Source organism: Marinomonas colpomeniae (assembly GCF_014803385.1).
In the GTDB taxonomy this organism is placed as follows: Bacteria; Pseudomonadota; Gammaproteobacteria; order Pseudomonadales; family Marinomonadaceae; genus Marinomonas; species Marinomonas colpomeniae.
Genome location: NZ_JACYFC010000001.1, coordinates 853879 through 873463 on the forward strand (window position 1 = coordinate 853879; position 19585 = coordinate 873463).

The 19585-nt window shown below is 39.7% G+C and carries 20 protein-coding genes; 17 read left to right on the forward strand and 3 right to left on the reverse strand.

Annotated features, from left to right (window positions below; translation table 11 throughout):
- The first annotated feature begins 169 nt into the window (after window positions 1–169).
- A complete protein-coding gene (rpsA, locus tag IF202_RS04005) occupies window positions 170–1852 on the forward strand; it encodes a 30S ribosomal protein S1 (protein ID WP_191593561.1) in 1683 nt (560 codons plus the stop codon).
- Window positions 1853–1987: 135 nt separating this feature from the next.
- On the opposite strand, the gene IF202_RS04010 is transcribed toward rpsA, so the two are convergent.
- Window positions 1988–2236: a hypothetical protein gene (locus tag IF202_RS04010; protein ID WP_191593562.1), complete on the reverse strand. Its 249-nt coding sequence runs from the start codon at window positions 2234–2236 to the stop codon at window positions 1988–1990.
- An 11-nt stretch (window positions 2237–2247) separates the two neighbouring features.
- On the reverse strand, window positions 2248–2961 hold the full coding sequence (gene tsaA / locus IF202_RS04015; protein ID WP_191593563.1) for a tRNA (N6-threonylcarbamoyladenosine(37)-N6)-methyltransferase TrmO: 714 nt from the start codon (window positions 2959–2961) through the stop codon (window positions 2248–2250).
- Between the two features lie 129 nt (window positions 2962–3090).
- Between tsaA and IF202_RS04020 the strand changes: the two genes are divergently transcribed.
- The 13 genes from IF202_RS04020 to IF202_RS04080 all read left to right on the forward strand — a co-directional run bounded on the left by IF202_RS04020 (window position 3091) and on the right by IF202_RS04080 (window position 15305).
- Window positions 3091–4350: a glutamate-5-semialdehyde dehydrogenase gene (locus IF202_RS04020; RefSeq protein WP_191593564.1), complete on the forward strand. Its 1260-nt coding sequence runs from the start codon at window positions 3091–3093 to the stop codon at window positions 4348–4350.
- Window positions 4340–5005 carry a nicotinate-nucleotide adenylyltransferase gene (gene nadD, locus IF202_RS04025; RefSeq protein WP_191593565.1) on the forward strand — a complete coding sequence of 222 codons (666 nt, stop codon included), beginning with the start codon at window positions 4340–4342 and terminating at the stop codon, window positions 5003–5005. Before IF202_RS04020 ends, nadD begins: the two co-directional genes overlap by 11 nt.
- 14 nt (window positions 5006–5019) lie before the next feature.
- Window positions 5020–5373 (forward strand): ribosome silencing factor, encoded by a 354-nt coding sequence (rsfS, locus tag IF202_RS04030; RefSeq protein WP_191593566.1) that lies wholly within the window; start codon window positions 5020–5022, stop codon window positions 5371–5373.
- Between the two features lie 12 nt (window positions 5374–5385).
- The gene (gene rlmH, locus IF202_RS04035; protein ID WP_191593567.1) at window positions 5386–5853 is read left to right on the forward strand and encodes a 23S rRNA (pseudouridine(1915)-N(3))-methyltransferase RlmH; all 468 of its coding nucleotides are present in this window, start codon (window positions 5386–5388) and stop codon (window positions 5851–5853) included.
- Between the two features lie 15 nt (window positions 5854–5868).
- Window positions 5869–7749, forward strand: coding sequence for a penicillin-binding protein 2 (gene mrdA / locus IF202_RS04040; protein WP_191593568.1), 1881 nt, complete (start codon window positions 5869–5871; stop codon window positions 7747–7749).
- Window positions 7742–8863, forward strand: a complete 1122-nt coding sequence (gene rodA, locus IF202_RS04045) for a rod shape-determining protein RodA (protein ID WP_191593569.1) — start codon at window positions 7742–7744, stop codon at window positions 8861–8863. Before mrdA ends, rodA begins: the two co-directional genes overlap by 8 nt.
- On the forward strand, window positions 8860–9918 hold the full coding sequence (gene mltB / locus IF202_RS04050; protein ID WP_235963236.1) for a lytic murein transglycosylase B: 1059 nt from the start codon (window positions 8860–8862) through the stop codon (window positions 9916–9918). The genes rodA and mltB overlap by 4 nt, the downstream gene beginning before the upstream one ends.
- The gene (locus tag IF202_RS04055; protein ID WP_191593571.1) at window positions 9905–10840 is read left to right on the forward strand and encodes a septal ring lytic transglycosylase RlpA family protein; all 936 of its coding nucleotides are present in this window, start codon (window positions 9905–9907) and stop codon (window positions 10838–10840) included. Before mltB ends, IF202_RS04055 begins: the two co-directional genes overlap by 14 nt.
- Before the next feature lie 81 nt (window positions 10841–10921).
- Window positions 10922–12070 carry a D-alanyl-D-alanine carboxypeptidase family protein gene (locus IF202_RS04060; protein WP_191593572.1) on the forward strand — a complete coding sequence of 383 codons (1149 nt, stop codon included), beginning with the start codon at window positions 10922–10924 and terminating at the stop codon, window positions 12068–12070.
- A 26-nt stretch (window positions 12071–12096) separates the two neighbouring features.
- A complete protein-coding gene (locus IF202_RS04065; RefSeq protein ID WP_191593573.1) occupies window positions 12097–12402 on the forward strand; it encodes a YbeD family protein in 306 nt (101 codons plus the stop codon).
- Window positions 12402–13046 (forward strand): lipoyl(octanoyl) transferase LipB, encoded by a 645-nt coding sequence (gene lipB, locus IF202_RS04070; RefSeq protein WP_191593574.1) that lies wholly within the window; start codon window positions 12402–12404, stop codon window positions 13044–13046. Before IF202_RS04065 ends, lipB begins: the two co-directional genes overlap by 1 nt.
- Before the next feature lies 1 nt (window position 13047).
- Window positions 13048–14007, forward strand: coding sequence for a lipoyl synthase (gene lipA, locus IF202_RS04075; protein WP_191593575.1), 960 nt, complete (start codon window positions 13048–13050; stop codon window positions 14005–14007).
- Between the two features lie 410 nt (window positions 14008–14417).
- Window positions 14418–15305, forward strand: coding sequence for a GNAT family N-acetyltransferase (locus IF202_RS04080; RefSeq protein WP_191593576.1), 888 nt, complete (start codon window positions 14418–14420; stop codon window positions 15303–15305).
- 6 nt (window positions 15306–15311) lie between these two features.
- Here the strand turns inward: IF202_RS04080 and IF202_RS04085 are convergent, their stop codons facing one another.
- Entirely contained in the window at window positions 15312–16028 is a 717-nt protein-coding gene (locus IF202_RS04085; protein ID WP_191593577.1) for a hypothetical protein, read from the reverse strand.
- A gap of 184 nt (window positions 16029–16212) precedes the next feature.
- On the opposite strand from IF202_RS04085, the gene parC reads away from it, so the two are divergent.
- From parC to bfr (IF202_RS04100), 3 genes are all read left to right on the forward strand, one after another.
- A complete protein-coding gene (gene parC, locus IF202_RS04090) occupies window positions 16213–18510 on the forward strand; it encodes a DNA topoisomerase IV subunit A (protein WP_191593578.1) in 2298 nt (765 codons plus the stop codon).
- Between the two features lie 125 nt (window positions 18511–18635).
- Window positions 18636–19109, forward strand: a complete 474-nt coding sequence (gene bfr / locus IF202_RS04095) for a bacterioferritin (protein WP_191593579.1) — start codon at window positions 18636–18638, stop codon at window positions 19107–19109.
- An 11-nt stretch (window positions 19110–19120) separates the two neighbouring features.
- The gene (gene bfr / locus IF202_RS04100) at window positions 19121–19585 is read left to right on the forward strand and encodes a bacterioferritin (RefSeq protein WP_191593580.1); all 465 of its coding nucleotides are present in this window, start codon (window positions 19121–19123) and stop codon (window positions 19583–19585) included.

Consider the following 19585-nt stretch of genomic DNA (forward strand, 5'->3'; position numbering starts at 1 on the left):
TTTTCGTGTCTACTTTTTTGCATCTAGAATGTGCTAGAATAGATCGAATGTAATTCAAGTCGATAAAGGGCCAGCAAACCTTTATCGCATCATCCAAAAAAATTGACCCACATTTGCTGGCAATGTGGATAGGGCTTAGTTTACTAAGCCAACCTATATAGGAAATACAATGACTCAAAGCTTCGCAGAACTGTTTGAAGAAAGCCTGTTAACCGTCGAAATGGCGCCAGGCTCAATTGTTACTGGTCTTGTTGTTGATATTGACAGCGAATGGGTAACTGTTCATGCAGGTCTTAAATCTGAAGGCGTAATTCCTCGTTCTCAGTTTCTAACGGAAAGTGGTGAGTTCAGCTTAAACATCGGCGACGAAGTTAAAGTTGCACTTGAAGCTGTTGAAGATGGTTTCGGTGAGACTAAATTGTCTCGTGAAAAAGCTAAGCGTGCAGAGACTTGGTCTGTGCTTGAAAAAGCTTATGAAGAAAATGCCATTATTCACGGTGTAATTAACGGTAAGGTCAAAGGTGGCTTTACAGTTGATATCGCAAATATCCGTGCTTTCCTACCTGGTTCTTTGGTAGATGTTCGCCCAATCCGCGATACATCTCATTTGGAAGGTGTTGATCTAGAGTTCAAACTTATTAAGCTTGATCAAAAACGTAACAACGTTGTTGTATCTCGTCGTGCCGTTATGGAAGCGACAAACAGCGCTGAACGTGAAACATTACTTGCTTCTCTTGAAGAAGGCCAAGAAGTTAAAGGTATCGTTAAGAACCTTACTGACTACGGTGCTTTCGTTGATCTTGGTGGCGTTGATGGTCTTCTGCATATTACTGATATGGCTTGGAAGCGCATTAAACACCCAAGTGAAATCATTGCTGTTGGCGATGAAATCGACGTTAAAGTCCTTAAGTTTGACCGCGAGCGTAACCGTGTGTCTCTAGGTCTGAAACAATTGGGTGAAGATCCATGGGTAGCTATTAAAGCTCGTTACCCAGAGAATACTAAAGTAACGGCTAAAGTTACTAACCTAACTGACTACGGTTGCTTCGCTGAACTTGAAGAAGGTGTTGAAGGTCTAGTTCACGTATCTGAAATGGATTGGACTAACAAAAACATTCACCCATCTAAAGTTGTTCAGATTGGTGATGAAGTTGAAGTTATGGTTCTTGATATTGACGAAGAACGTCGTCGTATCTCTTTAGGTATCAAACAGTGCACCATGAACCCATGGGAAGAGTTTGCTACTTCTTTCAACAAAGGCGACAAAATCTCTGGCGCAATCAAGTCTATTACTGACTTCGGTGTGTTCATTGGTCTTGACGGCGGTATTGACGGACTTGTTCACCTATCTGACCTATCTTGGGAAGAAACAGGTGAAGATGCAGTTCGTAAATACAAGAAAGGCGATATGCTAGAAACAGTTGTATTGTCTATCGACGCTGAGCGCGAGCGTATTTCTCTAGGTGTTAAACAGCTTGAAGAAGATCCGTTCCTTGCTTTCGTAGCAGAAAATGACAAAGGCACTATCGTTAATGGTACTGTCTCTGAAGTTGATGCGAAAGGTGCTGTAATTGTTCTTGCTGAAGGCGTTGAAGCTTCTTTGAAAGTTTCAGAACTTAGCCGTGAGCGTGTTGAAGATGCAACAACTGTATTGAAAGAAGGCGATAAAGTAGAAGCGGCGATCATCAATGTTGATCGTAAAGCTCGTACTATTACTCTTTCTATCAAGCAGAAAGATGCAACTGAAGAGAAAACAGCGTTGAAAGCTCATACTGAGAAACAACAAACTGAAGCGAATGGTCCTACCACTATCGGTGATTTGATCAAAGCTCAACTAGAAAACCAAAACTAAGTTTTGATTTTTAGCTGTTAAAAAAAGCGGGCCTAGGCCCGCTTTTTTTATGTCTTATTTTCGTGAATTTATTGACAAGAAAACTATACACAGAACATGTGGATAACTATGGGTATAGGTTTTGTGTATGTTTTTTTAACGTAAAGATTCCAAAAGTTTCTCTGTATCTTTTTCGTCCCAATCTTCTTTTTCTAACAAGTCTTTTAGCGCTTCGCTCTGCTGTGCGTTATTAAGATTTTTTTGAAACTTAGCGTAATGAAAGTCTTTTATGAGACGTTCGTCTTGCTCTGAGCGGTAAATAGGCCTTTTTTCGGTATTTTTTGATTTTTTGTCATCCATCGAATCTATTTTTTTGTAAGTATTTAAGAACTGTTTTTTGTTCATGTTCTACTCTCTTACTTGTGCTCTATTTGAAGAATTTCAAAATGGTCACTTCTTGCACACCATTTTATATTGATATCCCATAATGTAATGCCATGCTCTCTATCAATTTGATCTGATAGATAAGATGGTCTCGGATCTTGTTCGATTATTTGTTTTATTAAAGTGGTTATTTCTCTTTTGTGCAAATTTTCATATTCTTCACATTGGTGTTTTGCTAACTCTGAAAATTTGACAAAGTAGGTTGTTGATTGTGAGTGTGCAAACCCTCCTTTTGCGTCTGTGATGTTGTCTGCATAAGGCAGGTAGGGCTTGATATCAAGAACAGGGGTGCCATCTAATAAGTCTGCACCATGTAAATCGATAAAGATTTTTTTCCCTTCTTGATAAATACGACCTATTTTTACAACGGATAAGCCTATTGGGTTGGGTCTATGTGTTGCTCGGGTTGCAAATACGCCAAGCTTTTCTTTTCCACCTAAACGTGGAGGGCGTACTTTGGCTTTCCATCCTTCTTGTGATATTGCGTGAAAAATAAATTGAATCCAAATATGTGAAAAATCATTTAACCCTTCTAGAGTATCAAGGCGGTTATAAGGGGGTAATAGCTCTAAGCGTCCAGTTATCTCTGTGACTAGCCCTGGTTGTCTAGGTATGCCGAATTTTTCTTTATAGCAGGAGTGTATGGTGCCTATTGGCGATAGTGTATATGAATTAGAGGAGGGCACTGAGCTGTCCTTTTCGTGAGAATCTGCACTAAATGAATGAAAATATTATGCTAGTATACTGGCTTGGTTAAAGGGGTCGGGATTTTTTTCGATGCCTATTTGTTTTTCTACTTTTATTAGAGATTAAAAATGTCTTTAGAATCTTATATGAATCAAATTGGTCAGCAAGCTAGAGCGGCTTCTCGTCTACTTGCTAAAGCATCTACAAAGCAAAAGAACTCAGCTTTATTCGCTATGGCGAACGCTTTGGAAACTGCTCGACCTCGATTGATCGAAGAAAATCTTAAAGACATGGATAATGGTCGAGCAAAAGGTCTTGATGATGCACTGTTAGATCGATTGTTATTAAATGATGCTCGTATTGATGGAATGATAGAAGGTTTGAAGCAAGTTGCCGCTTTACCAGATCCGATTGGTGAGATATCGAATATGGTATATCTCCCTTCTGGTATTCAGCGAGGCCAAATGAGAGTTCCGCTTGGTGTCATCGGTATCATTTATGAGTCCCGCCCTAACGTAACCATTGACGCTGCAAGTTTATGTTTGAAGTCGGGTAATGCGACTGTTTTACGTGGTGGTTCTGAAGCTTTTTATTCTAATCAAGCTATTGCTGAGGCAATCGTAAAAGGGTTGAGTGAATCTGGTTTACCTGAGCATGCTGTTCAAGTCTTGAATACAACGAATAGAGAAGCAGTAGGTAAGTTAATTACTATGCCAGATTATGTGGATGTTATTGTTCCTCGTGGCGGTAAAGGGTTAATTAAGCGTATTAGTCAGGATGCACGAGTGCCGGTGATTAAACATCTTGATGGTAATTGTCATGTCTATATTGATAATGAAGCCGATTTGGATAAAGCATTTAATATTGCATTAAATGCAAAAACACGTCGCTATGGAGTGTGTGGAGCAATGGAATCTTTACTTATACATGAAAATGTAGCTAAAGAATTTTTACCTAGGATTGTTTCTGCATATCAAGAAAAAAATGTTGAGTTGGTTGGTTGTGTTGCGTCTCAGACTATTTCATCTGTTATTGGTGAGGCTAGTGAAGATGATTGGCATACAGAATACTTAGCGCCTAAACTTTCGGTGAAAATAGTGAACGATATCGACGAAGCTATGCATCATATTAATAAATATGGTTCCCATCATACGGATGCTATTGTTTCTCAAAACTACTCAAAGATTCGTATTTTCATGGCTGGAGTCGACTCTTCATCGGTTATGGTAAATGCCTCGACACAATTTGCCGATGGTTTTGAATATGGCCTAGGTGCTGAAATTGGAATTTCAACAGATAAAATACATGTGCGTGGTCCAGTTGGTTTGGTTGGTTTGACTAGTCAAAAATATATAGTATTAGGCGACGGACATACTCGTGACAACTAAAATCGACAATGTCGTTAAGCGGTCTGGAACAGCGGTTATGGGTGGTACATTTGATCCTGTTCACAATGGCCACCTACGTACCGCTGTAGAAGTATTAGATCGTTATAAATATTCTTCTTTAACGCTTGTGCCTTGCTTTCAACCTGTCCATAAAAATCAGCCTAGAGTGACACCTTCTCAGCGTTTGGCTATGGTGAAATTAGCTATTTCTAGTCATTCATTATTGAGTGTAGACTCTCGGGAGATAGATCGAGAAGGACCAAGTTATACGGTGGATACTCTACGAGATATTCGTGCTGAAATAGGGCCTAATGAACCCCTTGTTATGGTATTGGGTATGGATAGTTTTTTATCGCTTCCTACATGGCATCGTTGGCAAGAGTTGACTCAATATGCACATCTCTTGGTAGTTTCTCGTCCAGGTTGGGAGCCTGATTTTATTTCGGAGTTAAGCTCTTTTTGCGAAAACTATCGTGCCTCTTCTCCGCATGAGTTACAATGCGCGCCTTCTGGATTGGTCTGGTTTGAGACATTGACGCCTTTGGGGATATCTTCAAGTATGATTAGAGTCTTGGCACGTAAGTGCGAATCAATTGCTTATTTGTTGCCAGAACCGGTCCAAAAATACATAGAACAACATCAATTATATCGATAGGATAACGTAATTATATGAGTCAGCTTAATCTCACAGCAGATCAAATTTTAGCCCTTGCCGTTGAAGCATTGGAAGACGTGAAGGGTGATAGGATCACTGTGTTGAATGTAGGAAGTCATACAGACATGATGGATTACATGGTCATTTGTACTGGTACTTCTAAGCGTCATGTTAATGGCTTGGGACAAAATGTAATTGAGCACCTTAAGTCTAAAGGGCTTCAGCCATTAGGTTTTGAAGGTCGAGGAACAGGAAGTGATTGGGTTTTGGTAGATTTACATGATGTTGTTGTTCATGTGATGACAGAAGAAGCTCGGGCGTTTTATGATCTTGAAAAATTGTGGGATATTAAACCAGAAGCTTTATAAAGGTTCGTTTTAATGCGCGTTCGTTTGATTGCAGTTGGTAATAAAATGCCAAAGTGGGTGACTCAGGGTTACGATGATTATGCAAAACGTCTTCCGAAAGATTTTGCATTAGAACTTGTTGAAATCCCTATGTCGCCACGTGGAAAGAATACTGATATACCAAAAGCAATTCGCAAGGAAGGAGATTCAATGCTTGATGCAATCCCTTCAGGTGATAAAGTGATTGCTATGGAAGTTCTTGGAAGGGAGTGGTCTACCGAACAGCTTTCCGAACAAACAGGTCAGTGGCGTATGGACGGCTACAACGTAAGCTTGTTAGTTGGAGGCCCTGATGGCCTTGACCCAAGATGTACGGCACGCGCAGATCAAGTATGGTCTTTATCGCGGCTAACATTGCCACATCCTATGGTGAGAGTTATTTTAGCGGAGCAAATTTATCGTGCTTGGACTTTAATGAACAATCATCCATATCATAGATAGTATAAGGTTAGGTGAGTGAGCCGTAGTCATCAAAATTTTCGTAACTACCGACAAGAAAAACGATTAACTCAGCGGCGACTAATCGCAGCGGCTGCTTTTGTGTTGGTGTTGGTGATCATTTTGATAGCGCGTTTATTTTATCTACAAGTAATTGAATACGAACTTTATCAAACTAAAGCCAATGATAATCGTGTTATGTTGGTTACTGATGCTCCTCCACGGGGCTTGATTTATGATCGCAATGGCGTTGTGCTTGCTGATAATCGTCCTATTCACAGTTTAACTGTTATCCCTGAGCGTATAGATAACTTCCCCGAATTAAAACTGATTTTATCAGGCATTATCGATATTGATGATAGTGAGTGGGAGGATTTCGATGACCGACTTAAAGAATATCGCCGCCCTTATCAGTCTATTACTCTCAAATCACAATTAACGGATGAGCAATGGGCAAAAGTCGCAGTTGATTTATATAAATTAGATGGCGTTCAAGTGGAAGCTCAGTTAACTCGTTACTACCCATTTGGTGAGGCATTTGTACATGCTATAGGGTATGTTGGGCGAATTACTTCTAAAGACTTAGAGCGGGTTGATAGACAGGCTTATCAAGGGGCTTTATTCATAGGTAAGACGGGGATTGAAGGTTTTTATGAAGACACCTTATTTGGCAAAACAGGTCTTAGCAAAGTAGAAGTGAATGCCCGTGGTCGAATTATGTCTGAACTGGATAGCCAAAACCCAGTACCAGGAAAAGATTTACATTTATATTTAGATGCACGACTACAGCAATACGCTTATGATTTACTTGGTGATTATACTGGTTCTGTTGTAGCAATAGATCCGACAACCGGAGGTATATTAGCGTTAGTTTCCAAGCCTGGCTTTGATCCGAATCTTTTTGTAAGAGGGATTTCAGTGAAAGACTACTCCTCCCTACGAGAATCAAAACAACTACCTCTTTTTAATCGAGCTTTGCGTGGTGGCTACCCTCCAGCCTCAACGATTAAGCCTTTTATGGCTTTAGCTGGTCTGGAGTATGGTTTTGCTTCGTGGACAGAGCGCTATTTTGCAAAAGGTTATTACCAAATTAACCCAGACGGTCGCCGTTACCGAGACTGGAAGCGAACAGGTCATGGTTGGATTAATTTAGAGCGTTCTATTATTGAATCTGTTGATACTTATTATTACCAGCTCGCAAATAAAATGGGTATTACACCAATACATAACTTTCTGTCACGATTTGGCTTTGGGAAAAGCACATTACTGGATGTGCGTGGTGACAGTGTTGGTTTGTTACCGTCAAATGAATGGAAAAAAGCTAAGTATAATGAGCCTTGGTATTCAGGAGATTCTGTTAATGTTGGTATAGGGCAAGGCTTTATGGTGGCTACACCAGTACAAATAGCCGCAGCAACATCTGCACTGGCCAGTAGAGGCCATTATTACTACCCTAGGATGACACAAAGTATAGGTGATACACCTGCAGAATTTGAAGGCGAATTAGGTGAGGAGCAAGAGATTGTTCTTAAGGATCAGCGTAACTGGGAACGTACAGTGAATGCTATGCGAAAAGTTATTACTGACTCGAAAGGCACAGCAAGACGTTTGCAGGGTACGGATTACGATATAGCTGGAAAGACAGGAACAGGGCAGGTCTTTAGTTTGCAAGAAGACGAGGAGTATGACTCTGATAAACTTGCGAAGCGATTGCATGATCATGCGCTATTTATTGGCTTTGCCCCAGCTAAAGAACCGAAAATTTCAGTATTTGCAATTTTTGAAAATGGTGGCAGTAGCTCTAAACCTGCAGATTTAAGTAAAAAACTTTTTGATGCTTATTTGTATAACGATTATCCCGCTCGTTACAATAATTTGAAAGGTCTCCAGAATGACTGAAGGTTTTTATCGTAGAGCACTATCATTTACTAATGCTCGTTTATGGAAGCTAGTGCACATTGATATTCTATTGATAGGCTCTTTATTGCTATTAATTAGTGGCGGGTTATTTATTTTATATTCTGCTTCAGGCCAAAATGTCGCTATGGTTGAGCGTCAAGTATTTCGGTTGGTCATAGGGTTATGCGTATGTTTGACTCTAGCACAACTACCTCCAAAATACATGCTGAGGGCATCTCCTGCCTTATTTATTTTCCTTGTTGCTTTGCTTGTTTGCGTTCTGTTATTTGGTGTGGGAGCAAAGGGAGCTCAGCGCTGGTTAGCTTTACCTGGTGGGGTGCGCTTTCAGCCTTCTGAAATTATGAAGATTGTGATGCCTATGATGATCGCTTGGTATTTTGCTAATAAACAGCTACCGCCAAGTTTTAAACAAATTTTTGTTGTACTAGGTTTGATTGTATTGCCTGTTCTTTTAATCGCAAAGCAGCCTGATTTAGGGACATCGCTGTTAGTTGCTGTTTCGGGCATATTCGTTTTGTTTTTAGCCGGACTTGGCTGGCGCTATATTCTTAGTGCGGCTGCGCTTGCCCCTATTGCTGGCTACACCTTGTGGCAGGTAATGCATGACTATCAGCGACAGCGTGTTTTGACTTTTTTGAATCCAGAAAGTGATCCACTAGGGTCTGGCTGGAATATTATTCAATCAAAGACAGCTATTGGTTCTGGTGGTATTTACGGTAAAGGTTGGTTGGAAGGTACTCAGGCTCAATTGGATTTTTTGCCAGAAAGTCATACGGATTTTATTATTGCTGTATTAGCTGAAGAGTTCGGTATGTTAGGTTGCAGCTTGTTGATTATGGCTTATTTACTTGTCATTGCTCGTGGTTTGTATATCGCAGCTAATGCTGAAGATAACTATGCTCGTCTATTGGCTGGAAGTCTTACTTTAACTTTTTTTGTATACATGTTTGTAAATATTGGGATGGTGTCAGGTATTCTCCCTGTAGTTGGGGTACCCTTACCTTTAGTCAGTTACGGTGGAACGTCAATCATTACTATTATGGCCACATTTGGTATTTTAATGTCGATACAAACACATAAAAGAGCGAGATGATGATTAAAAAAATTGCATTCGTATTTTTTGCACTTGGTTTAACGGCGTGTAGTGGTAACGGTAATTCTACTTTACCTCAAAACTCAGGCGTGAGTAATTCTCTTTTGGAAGATATGCCTCAAGAACTTTCCGATTCTTATGCTGTCAATCCAGAGGTTCAGATTTTTATAAATCGAATGGCAAAAGAGTATAATTATGATGAAGAGCGTCTACAGCTAGCTTTTTCTCATATTAAGGTCCGGCCAAAGGTGATTGAAAAATCTAATAATCAACCAGAAGCTTTGATTCCTTACTATAAATATAAAACGCGCTTTGTTAATGAAGATCGAGCTGAGACTGGTCGTCAGTTTGCAAAGCGTAATGCTCAATGGCTTAAGAAAGCTGAGTTAGAATTTGGTGTTGAACCTAGTGTAATTGTGGCTTTAATTGGCGTTGAAACTTATTACGGACGGATTACTGGTTCTAAGGATGTCTTTACATCATTGACAACACTTGCTTTTGATTATCCGAGACGTAAAGAATATTTTCAAAGTGAGTTAGAGGCTTACTTATTACTGGCTCGTGAAGAGGGCTGGGATATTGGTGACACCAAAGGTTCTTATAGTGGTGCGATGGGGATGGTTCAGTTTATGCCTAGCAACTATCGAACATTGGCAATAGATTATGATAAGAATGGCCATATTGATTTATGGAACTCTGAGGTTGATGCCATAGGCAGTGTTGCTAATTACCTTAAGCACCACGGCTGGGAGACAGGTCAACCATGGGTTGTAAAAGCTCAGGTTACCAGTCCAGATAATGTAACTAATGTAATAAACCTCGGCCGAAAAGCAAGTACGGAGATGAAGGACTGGTCTGCACTCGGAGTATTACCAACACAGAACTTTTCTTCTCAACAAACAGGGCTTATTGCCTTAAGTAGTGGACCTGAAAAAATATCTTACTGGTTAGCTTATGAGAATTTTTTTACTATCATGGATTACAACCCTAGTAGACGATATGCGATGTCTGTATTGGAACTTGCTGAGAGCATAGGAAGTTATGAAAGTCATTAATATGCTATTTGTAGCGGGCACTAGTTTGCTGCTATTAAATGGATGTATGAGCTCAGAGCATGTATTAGGTAAAAAAGATGTAGATTATGATAAAGCCTCAGGTGGCGGCCGGTATTCCATTTTACAAGATCATGCGCCAACGGGTGATATTAAAGTAGATCACCTTCCTGATTTGGTACCCAAATGGGAGCCTAAGAGTCGAGGTGGTAATAAAAGCTCTTATGAGGTCTGGGGGAAAAAGTATTGGGTGATGGATTCTGCGAAAGGGTATACCGCTGAAGGTACAGCTTCCTGGTATGGCAATAAATTTCATGGTCATAAAACCTCAAATGGGGAAATATATGACATGTACAATTTTTCTGCTGCTCATAAGTCTTTGCCATTACCGACATATTTGAAGGTAACTAACTTAGATAACCAACAGTCAGTTATTGTTAGGGTAAATGATCGAGGTCCGTTCCATGGTGATCGTTTGATTGATCTTTCTTATGCTGCAGCAGCGCGTTTAGATTATCATAAAAAAGGATTGGCTCGAGTCCGCATAGAGGCTATTACGCCTGCACAAGGCGAGTCCTATAATGCTAGTTCAGCGATATCTAATAGTGTTGCTAGTGCTCCTGAACCCTTGCCTATCAAGGTTATACCTTTAAAAATAGAAGGCAGTGTGAGTACGTCATCTGATGTGGTGTTTACGCATCTTCAGTTAGGTGCCTTTAGTGCTAGCGAATCTGCAGATAGATTGAAACAACGGCTTTTTGAGGCGTTTGATACAAGTATTAAGGTTTTAATTAATAGACAAAATGACGGCTTATATAAAGTATTGGTTGGACCTTATGGTGATGCAAATACTTTGAATAACTGGCAAGAAAAATTACAGCAAGAAGGTTTTGGAAAACCTGTACGGGTCGTTTTAATTCCTTAGCTGCTTTTTGTTTTACTAGAGATATATTGAGTGCTCTAGTATTATTTACCCACACTTTTTAAGAAGATGATATTTTTTAGTATGAAACAACTTCTCGTTACCTTGTCCTTTATGTTTAGCCTTATTAGCAGCTTTGTTTTTGCTGCGCCTTCCCTTATTCCAGCCGCACCGCAATTATCTGCAAGCAGTTATATATTAATGGATGCTTATACTGGGGATGTGTTGGTAGAGCACAATGCAGATGAAGCCTTACCTCCTGCCAGTCTTACTAAATTAATGACGGCTTATATTATTGAATATGAATTAGCTCGAGGGAACTTACGCTTTGACGATAAAGTTAGCATAAGTGAAAAAGCTTGGAGAATGGAAGGATCACGGATGTTTATTCGTGAAGGGACACAGGTTTCACTAGAAGATCTGATGCGAGGTATCATCATTCAGTCAGGTAATGATGCAAGTATCGCAGCGGCTGAACACATTGCGGGTAGTGAATCAGCATTTGCTGACTTGATGAATCAACATGCACAACTTCTTGGTATGACAAACAGCCGTTTTGTTAACTCCACAGGTTTTCCAGCAGAAAATCACTATTCTACTGCCCACGACCTTGCAAAATTATCTCGTGCAACTATTTTACAATTTCCAGAAAACTACAAAATGTATTCTGAGAAATATTTTACTTACAATGATATCCGTCAACCTAACCGTAATAAATTATTATGGCGTGATAAAACCGTAGACGGTTTAAAAACAGGTCATACAAATGCTGCAGGGTATTGTTTAGCTGCTTCGGCTGTAAGAAATGGCACACGTTTAATTACGGTTGTTATGGGAACAAAGTCAGATGAAGCGCGTGCTGCAGAAGCTCAAAAATTATTAGACTACGGTTTTAGATATTATGAAACACGCAAGTTGTATAGTCGTGGTCAAGTTGTAAATAACGCCCATGTTTGGGGGGGGAGTCAATCTACTGTGAAAGTCGGCTTTGCCAACGATGTTTTAGTTACTATGCCTCGCCAACAAGGTGCTTCTCTTCCTGCTACATTGGATATGCAAAGTGACATTGTTGCACCGGTTGCAGTAGGTGACGTATTAGGCAAAATAATTGTTGGAACTGAAGGTGGTGTTTTATTAGAGCGCTCTGTTGTTGCGTTAGAAACCGTTGAAGAAGGTGGTTTCTTTAAGCGTATGTTTGACAAAATAAAACGTTTTTTCTCAAATTTATTTTAAGCATTGAATAGGCAAGTGGTAGGTTAATGGCATTAATTACAAAAGATGGTGATCAAGCTGAGCAAGTTGTTGATGCGCCGAAGATTGAGTTTCCTTGTGAAAACTATGTCATCAAAGTGGTATCGCTTGATGTAGATGGTATACATGCTGAAATTTCAGGTCGTCTTAAAGTACATGCTCCAGAGATGGATGCTGATGCGGCAGGTGTTAACCGTTCCAGTAAGGGCCGCTTTGTTAGTTATAGCTTTCGAATCGTAGCTCAAAACGAATCGCAGTTATCTGCGTTGCATACTGATTTGATGTCGATTGACGCTGTTAAGATGGTTATGTAATGGAACTTGGTTTAATTTGCCGAGACTTAGGTGTCGTTGAGTATTCTGAAACATGGGAGAGGATGAAAGATTTTACTCAGACTAGATCAAAAGATGATGCTGATGAAATTTGGTTGTTAGAACACCCACCTCTGTTTACTCAAGGTCAAGCGGGTAAAGTAGAACATCTTCTGGCTCCGGGTGATATTCCTGTTATACAGGTCGACCGTGGTGGTCAGGTCACGTATCATGGCCCCGGTCAATTAGTTGCTTATGTATTGGTTGATTTAAAACGCCTTGGAATAGGTGTTCGTGATTTAGTTAATGCTTTGGAAAACTCCATTGTTGGTACTTTGGCATTGAATGCCATTGATGCTTATGCAAAAGCAGACGCACCTGGTGTCTATGTTAATGAGCAAAAAATTGCTTCACTAGGGTTAAGGGTGCGTAGAGGTTGTTCATTTCATGGGCTTGCTTTAAATGTCGATATGGATCTCACACCATTTAATCGTATTAATCCATGTGGCTATCAAGGCTTACAAATGGTAGATATGAAGCGCCTAAGTACGGATGTACTTTTTTCAAATGTTAAGGTTCAGTTAGCGTGTTTGCTTGCTGAGCAGCTAGGATATACCAATCCAGCTATCCAAAAAGGGTGGAAATAGAATGTCAGCAGAACGCAAACGCGTTGTTCAAGGGGAAAAACTACGCGGGGCCGATAAAATGGCGCGTATCCCTATTAAAGTTATTCCAACGGAAGAGATTCCACGAAAGCCCGATTGGCTTCGTGTTCGTATGCCAGCGTCTCCTGAAATCGCGCGTATTAAAAGTACGCTTCGCGAGCATAAATTAGCTTCTGTATGTGAAGAAGCTAATTGCCCTAATTTAGGCGAGTGTTTCAGTAATGGAACAGCAACCTTTATGATTATGGGTGAGATTTGTACACGCCGTTGCCCTTTTTGTGATGTTGCTCACGGCCGTCCAAATCCTCTAAAAGAAGACGAACCAAAAGAACTGGCTGCTGCTATTCGTGATATGAAACTTAAATATGTAGTGATTACCTCTGTAGATCGTGATGATCTTCGTGACGGTGGTGCACAGCATTTTGTTGAGTGTATTACTGAGACACGGGCTGCAAGTCCAAATATCGAAATTGAAACATTAGTACCTGATTTCCGTGGTCGTATGGAAGTGGCAGTTGATACACTTTCTATCGCACCACCAGATGTCTTTAATCATAATTTAGAGTCAATTCCACGCCTATATCGCCAAGTAAGACCTGGGTCTGATTATCAATGGTCATTGGATCTATTGAAAAACTTTAAAGATCGATGTCCAGATGTTCCAACCAAATCCGGTTTGATGGTTGGTATGGGAGAAACGTTTGAGGAAATCGTTGAAGTACTCAAAGACTTAAGAGCTCACAAAGTAGATATGTTGACTATTGGTCAGTATTTACAGCCTTCTAAGCATCACTTTCCAATGGATCGTTTTGTTCACCCAGAAGAGTTTGCTCGTTATGAGCAAGTAGCTAAAGAGTTAGGTTTCAAACATGCGGCATGTGGGCCTTTAGTTCGCTCGTCTTACCATGCAGATAAGCAAGCACATGGTGAGCGTGTTTCTTAAGTTTTTAATGCATGAATTTTTTATGCGTGATAATTAAAAAAACGGAGTTGGGATTATTTCCTCGCTCCGTTTTTTTTGTATAAAAAATGCCCGCAAAATAGCGGGCAAAAAGCTTTTGTACCCTTAATTGATTTAGGGGGGAATCAATAAGGAAGATTGACCTATTTGAACTCTATTGTTTAAATCAAACTCAGTATAAAAAGAGCGCAACTTTACATTTGGCGGTAACCTAAAGAGTCTTGTATGCTTCGGATTACAGGTTTTGCTTAATAAATATTCTCACCAATTTAGATCGGTCTTAAAAAACTTGTATATTAACTATAGTCTTAGATTTGAATAAATGTAGACATAATTTGAATTATATTCGAAAGTATCAAAACAATAACGCCACAATATTAGATAGAGGTCTAATGACAGTATTTAGTTCCCCTGAGAAGCCACCTTACTTTGCCATAATCTTATCCAGTCGATTGATATTAGATGATATTACTCATCGTATTATGACAGACAAATTATTAGGTTTAGCTAAAGGCGAACCTGGTTATCTTGGTTTTGAGCAAAGCAGCGGTGAGGTTGAATTCTTAGTGACTTATTGGCAAACCCAGCAAACGGCAGAAGCATGGATGAAACATAGTATGCAGTGCAGAGTATTGTCGATAGGTGAAAGCTTTTGGTATGAAGAGTATTCATTAAAACTATGTGAAATACTAAGTAATACTGAATTTAAAACACCTAGTTTGAGTATATATACTGCTCGTTTTCCTAGAATAGTGACACCGCGGGGTATTTTGACGGTATTGCATGAATCGCAAGCACGACTTCTTCATGACTATGTAAATCAAGAAAAAGTGTTTCTAGCTCCCTGGGAGCCTTTAAGGGATGAAGGTTATTACACTTTCGACACTTGTTTGTTACGAGTGCGAGAAATGCGGCGAGACTTTTTAGAAGGCAGTGGTGTTGTCTTGTGCCTACTCTCTCCAAATGAAGATAAAATGCTAGCTTACAGTAATTACTCCAATATCATTCGTGGCGTGTTTCAAGCTTGTAACCTTGGTTATAGTTTACGTGAGAATGAGCAGGGGAAAGGCATAATGCAAGAGGCGTTGAGTGCGGGCATAGAATACCTAAAGACAGAACTGGATATTGAGAGAATTCAAGCGAGTTACATGCCAAGAAATGCCAAAAGCGCAGCGGTTTTAAATAATCTTGGCTTTGAAAAAGAAGGCCTCGCACGAAAATATTTAAAAATCAACGGCGTTTGGGAAGACCATATATTAACTGCTCGTATAATGCGTTGATGGGAGTTAGCTTAATGATGGCTCTGTTTTTTTAAGTAGTAGCACACGCCCTTTGGTTTTGTGTGATGTTGTGACAGATAAAACAATGATGCTTTCTGAACTTGGGTTTAAAATAGCCCTTGGTACTTTGTGAGGAATAACTTTTCCTAAATTATCACATTTCTTAGAGTGTTTCTCACGATCAGATATAAGCGCCATACCGTCTAGTGAAAGAATGTACTGTGTTGCCGCCTTCTGGTAGTAGAGTGTTTCTATATAGCGAGGCGGGTATAATTCCAAAGATATGCTCCCCGAACTACTCTGCCATAAAGGCCATGTTTTAATGTGATTACGACCTAACCCAGATTCAACTGTACCCGATGATACTTTTTTGATTGGACTAATTGGTGTGCTGTTGTCTGATATTTTAAAACGGATTAAACAAAGTTCTACGATAGGTGATAGTAGCGTAGCTGTATTTACTATATGGGCATTTAGCCAAATACCTTGGTGTTTTTTTAATATTGTTTCTTCTTGTTTTTGTTGTAAATACAACTCCCCCTTTAATACAAAACAAAAGGTATTGGCTTGTTGTTGATAGAAACGAGTGGGTGTCGCATCTTGATAAAGATGCTCATGAGTAATGCAAAGGTCATCTTGTTGGTGGATGATGACTCGTTCGCTAGATTCACCCAGACTATAATGTATCGGATATAGGGTGTTTTGATTAGATAGGTTCACCATTGTCGCCCTTTTTAGTTATCTTATGTATTGAAACATGAGAACTCAGTGCTTTCCATGATAATCTTACGTTGGGTGTTGCAGTATATTCAGGTGTTTCTTTATAGTTAGGATCATCATATTCATTTATGAAATACACACATGCCAATAGTTTTCACATGTAAACGATTTTAGAAGGAAAGATTCCTTGAGTGAGTTGTCAAATTTCGAGTCGAATGAAACCCTTTCATTAAAAGACTATACCGAAAAAGCGTATTTGAATTATTCCATGTACGTTATCTTAGATCGTGCATTACCTCATATTGGTGATGGTCTAAAGCCTGTTCAGCGACGTATTGTTTATGCGATGAGCGAACTAGGATTAAAGGCCAGTGCCAAATATAAAAAGTCTGCTCGTACCGTTGGTGATGTGTTGGGTAAATTTCACCCGCATGGTGACAGCGCATGTTATGAAGCCATGGTGCTAATGGCTCAGCCTTTTTCTTATCGTTATCCGTTAGTCGATGGACAAGGTAACTGGGGAGCGCCCGATGACCCTAAGTCCTTTGCTGCAATGCGTTACACTGAATCTCGGTTATCAAAGTATGCAGATGTATTGCTTAGAGAGGTGGGTCAAGGGACAGTAGATTGGACACCGAATTTTGATGGCACTTTACAAGAGCCTACTGTTTTACCTTCTCGTCTTCCGAATTTATTACTGAATGGCACTACAGGTATTGCTGTTGGTATGGCCACAGATATCCCGCCTCATAACTTGCGTGAAATTGGCGGAGCTTGTATTCATCTTTTAAATAACCCTAATGCAGATTTAGAAGATTTGCTGAACTTTGTTCAGGGGCCAGACTTTCCTACTGGTGGTGAAATAATCACCCCGAAAGAAGACATCGTTAGATTGTACGAAACTGGTAAAGGACAGATTAAAGCTAGAGCCAGATTCACAATAGAAGAAGGTGAAATTGTTGTTAATGAGCTACCTCATCAAGTGTCAGGTAGCAAAATATTGGAACAGATAGCCGCACAAATGCAGGCTAAGAAATTACCAATGGTAGTGGATTTACGTGATGAGTCTGATCATGTAAATCCAACACGTCTAGTCATCGTACCAAAATCCAATCGAGTTGATATTGATTCGGTAATGACTCATTTGTTTGCGACAACAGATTTAGAAAAATCCTATCGTGTCAATATGAATGTGATTGGCTTGGACGGGTTACCACAGGTCAAAACACTTAAAAACTTTTTGTCAGAATGGTTACGCTTTCGGATTGACGTTGTTCGTCGTCGTTTGCAGTTCCGTCTGGATAAGGTTTTGAATCGATTACATATCTTGGAAGGTTTATTGATTGCTTACCTTAACATTGATGAAGTAATTGATATTATTCGTACAGAAGAAAAGCCAAAACTAGAGCTTATTGCCCGTTTTGGTTTAAGTGATATGCAAGCTGAGTCGATTCTTGAATTGAAATTGCGCCACCTCGCAAAACTAGAAGAAATGCGTATCAAAGGTGAGCAAGATGAACTTGAGAAAGAGCGTAAAAAACTAGAAGGTTTATTGTCTTCAGATAGTAAATTGAAAAAGCTAATTACAGCAGAGCTTCAAGAAGATATTGATATGTTTGGTGACGAGCGTCGTACTCCGATTGTTGCTCGTAAAGAGTCTCAAGCATTCACAGAAGAAGATTTATTGTCTAATGACCCAATTACTGTGGTTATTTCTAAGCAAGGCTGGATTCGAGCTGCGAAAGGCCATGATATAGATGTACATGGCTTAAGCTATAAGTCTGGTGATGAATTTTTAATTAGCACTAAGGGACGTTCTAACCAAACATTGGTATTACTAGCATCTAATGGCCGAACTTACTCAATTAAAGCTCATACGCTACCTTCCGCACGAGGGCAGGGTGAACCAGTAACTGGTCGTATTTCTTTAGAGAAAGATGCCACTATTGTATTTGCTGTATTAGATAATGAAGAGTCTCATTATCTCATTGCTAGTGATGCCGGTTATGGTTTTGTTGCACAGCTTAAAGAGCTGTATGCCAAGAATAAGGCAGGTAAAGCTACATTGAGTCTACCCAAAGGTGCGCAAGTAATGTCACCTGTGTTTGTTCAAAACCCAGAGCAGGGCCGAGTAATAGCGATATCTAATGAAGGGCGAATGCTGGCTTTTGATGTGGCTTCTTTGCCGCAGATGGCAAAAGGCAAAGGCAACAAAATGATTAGTATACCTACTTCGAGAGCCGCCGATAGGGAAGAATTGGTTACTGCCATTGCGTGCGTGCAGCCAAATGATCTTTTGACGGCTTATGCCGGAAAACGCTTTATGTCTTTCGTTGAGAAAGATTTAGAGGAATATCTTGGGGAGCGAGGTCGAAGAGGCTTGAAATTACCAAGAGGTTTTCAAAGGATAGACAGCCTTGAAGTGAAAATTGGTGAAGGTAAAGTCGCTAAAATTGACGACTCAACGAAACAAGATTTATTTTAATAATGGATAAATGGTTATTGTGGTCATAGACTTATTGATGAAACCACAATAATCGTTTAGATGGGATTCTGAGTGCAAAGCTCTTTGCTAAGAGCAAATTCGCTACCAATAATGAGGAAACGAAAATGAAAGGCAGTCAAAAAGTAATAGACAGTTTAAATGCATTGTTAGCAAATGAGTTGGCGGCAATCGATCAGTATTTCATACATTCACGTATGTATGATGATTGGGGGCTGAATAAACTGTACGAACGTCTTAATCATGAAATGGAAGAAGAGACTCAGCATTCTGATTGGTTAATCAAGCGTATTTTATTTTTGGAAGGTGTTCCTTGCATGACAAAACGCCGTGATTTACTGGTAGGGTCTGATCTTAAATCTATGATCTCTAATGATTTGACGCTTGAATTAGAAGTCGTTAGCAGTGTTCGGGCAGCCATTGCGGTTTGTGAATCTGAAGCAGATTATCAAACTCGTGAAATGCTTGAGAAGTTATTGTTTGATACAGAAGAAGACCATGTTTATTGGTTAGAGCAGCAACTAGGTTTAATGGAAAAAATTGGTATGCAGAATTATTACCAATCTCAGATGGGTAATTAAGGAGATACTTTATGAAAGGTGATCGTGAGGTTATTGTCGGCCTAAACCAAGTGTTAGCGAATGAGTTAGTAGGGATTAATCAATATTTTCTTCATGCTCGTATGTTTAAAGATTTTGGTTTTTCTGCTTTAGACAAAGCGGATTATAAAACGTCTATTCAAAAAATGAAGAATGCAGATCGCTTGATTGAACGTGTCTTATTTTTAGAAGGCTTACCAAACCTTCAAGATCTTGGTCGCCTGCGCATTGGTGAAAATAGTGAAGAAATGATTTCGGCAAACATGGAGTTTGAGCTGGATACATTAACAGTGTTAAAAGCTGGAATTGATATCTGCGAGAAAAAACAAGATTTCATGAGTCGTGACACATTGGAAAAAATATTAGAAGAGCAGGAAGAGCAAATTGATTGGCTGGAAACTCAGCTGCATTTAATTAGTACTTCTGGAATAGAAAACTATCTTCAGTCCCGAATGTAA

Coding starts and splice junctions, on each gene's coding strand:
- IF202_RS04060 (WP_191593572.1), top strand. CDS start 10,922: ATGAAACAACTTCTCGTTACCTTGTCCTTTATGTTTAGCCTTATTAGC.
- IF202_RS04010 (WP_191593562.1), bottom strand. CDS start 2,236: ATGAACAAAAAACAGTTCTTAAATACTTACAAAAAAATAGATTCGATG.
- IF202_RS04085 (WP_191593577.1), bottom strand. CDS start 16,028: ATGGTGAACCTATCTAATCAAAACACCCTATATCCGATACATTATAGT.
- bfr (WP_191593579.1), top strand. CDS start 18,636: ATGAAAGGCAGTCAAAAAGTAATAGACAGTTTAAATGCATTGTTAGCA.
- IF202_RS04065 (WP_191593573.1), top strand. CDS start 12,097: ATGGCATTAATTACAAAAGATGGTGATCAAGCTGAGCAAGTTGTTGAT.
- rlmH (WP_191593567.1), top strand. CDS start 5,386: ATGCGCGTTCGTTTGATTGCAGTTGGTAATAAAATGCCAAAGTGGGTG.
- IF202_RS04055 (WP_191593571.1), top strand. CDS start 9,905: ATGAAAGTCATTAATATGCTATTTGTAGCGGGCACTAGTTTGCTGCTA.
- mltB (WP_235963236.1), top strand. CDS start 8,860: ATGATGATTAAAAAAATTGCATTCGTATTTTTTGCACTTGGTTTAACG.
- lipB (WP_191593574.1), top strand. CDS start 12,402: ATGGAACTTGGTTTAATTTGCCGAGACTTAGGTGTCGTTGAGTATTCT.
- rpsA (WP_191593561.1), top strand. CDS start 170: ATGACTCAAAGCTTCGCAGAACTGTTTGAAGAAAGCCTGTTAACCGTC.
- IF202_RS04080 (WP_191593576.1), top strand. CDS start 14,418: ATGACAGTATTTAGTTCCCCTGAGAAGCCACCTTACTTTGCCATAATC.
- rsfS (WP_191593566.1), top strand. CDS start 5,020: ATGAGTCAGCTTAATCTCACAGCAGATCAAATTTTAGCCCTTGCCGTT.
- IF202_RS04020 (WP_191593564.1), top strand. CDS start 3,091: ATGTCTTTAGAATCTTATATGAATCAAATTGGTCAGCAAGCTAGAGCG.
- rodA (WP_191593569.1), top strand. CDS start 7,742: ATGACTGAAGGTTTTTATCGTAGAGCACTATCATTTACTAATGCTCGT.
- lipA (WP_191593575.1), top strand. CDS start 13,048: ATGTCAGCAGAACGCAAACGCGTTGTTCAAGGGGAAAAACTACGCGGG.
- bfr (WP_191593580.1), top strand. CDS start 19,121: ATGAAAGGTGATCGTGAGGTTATTGTCGGCCTAAACCAAGTGTTAGCG.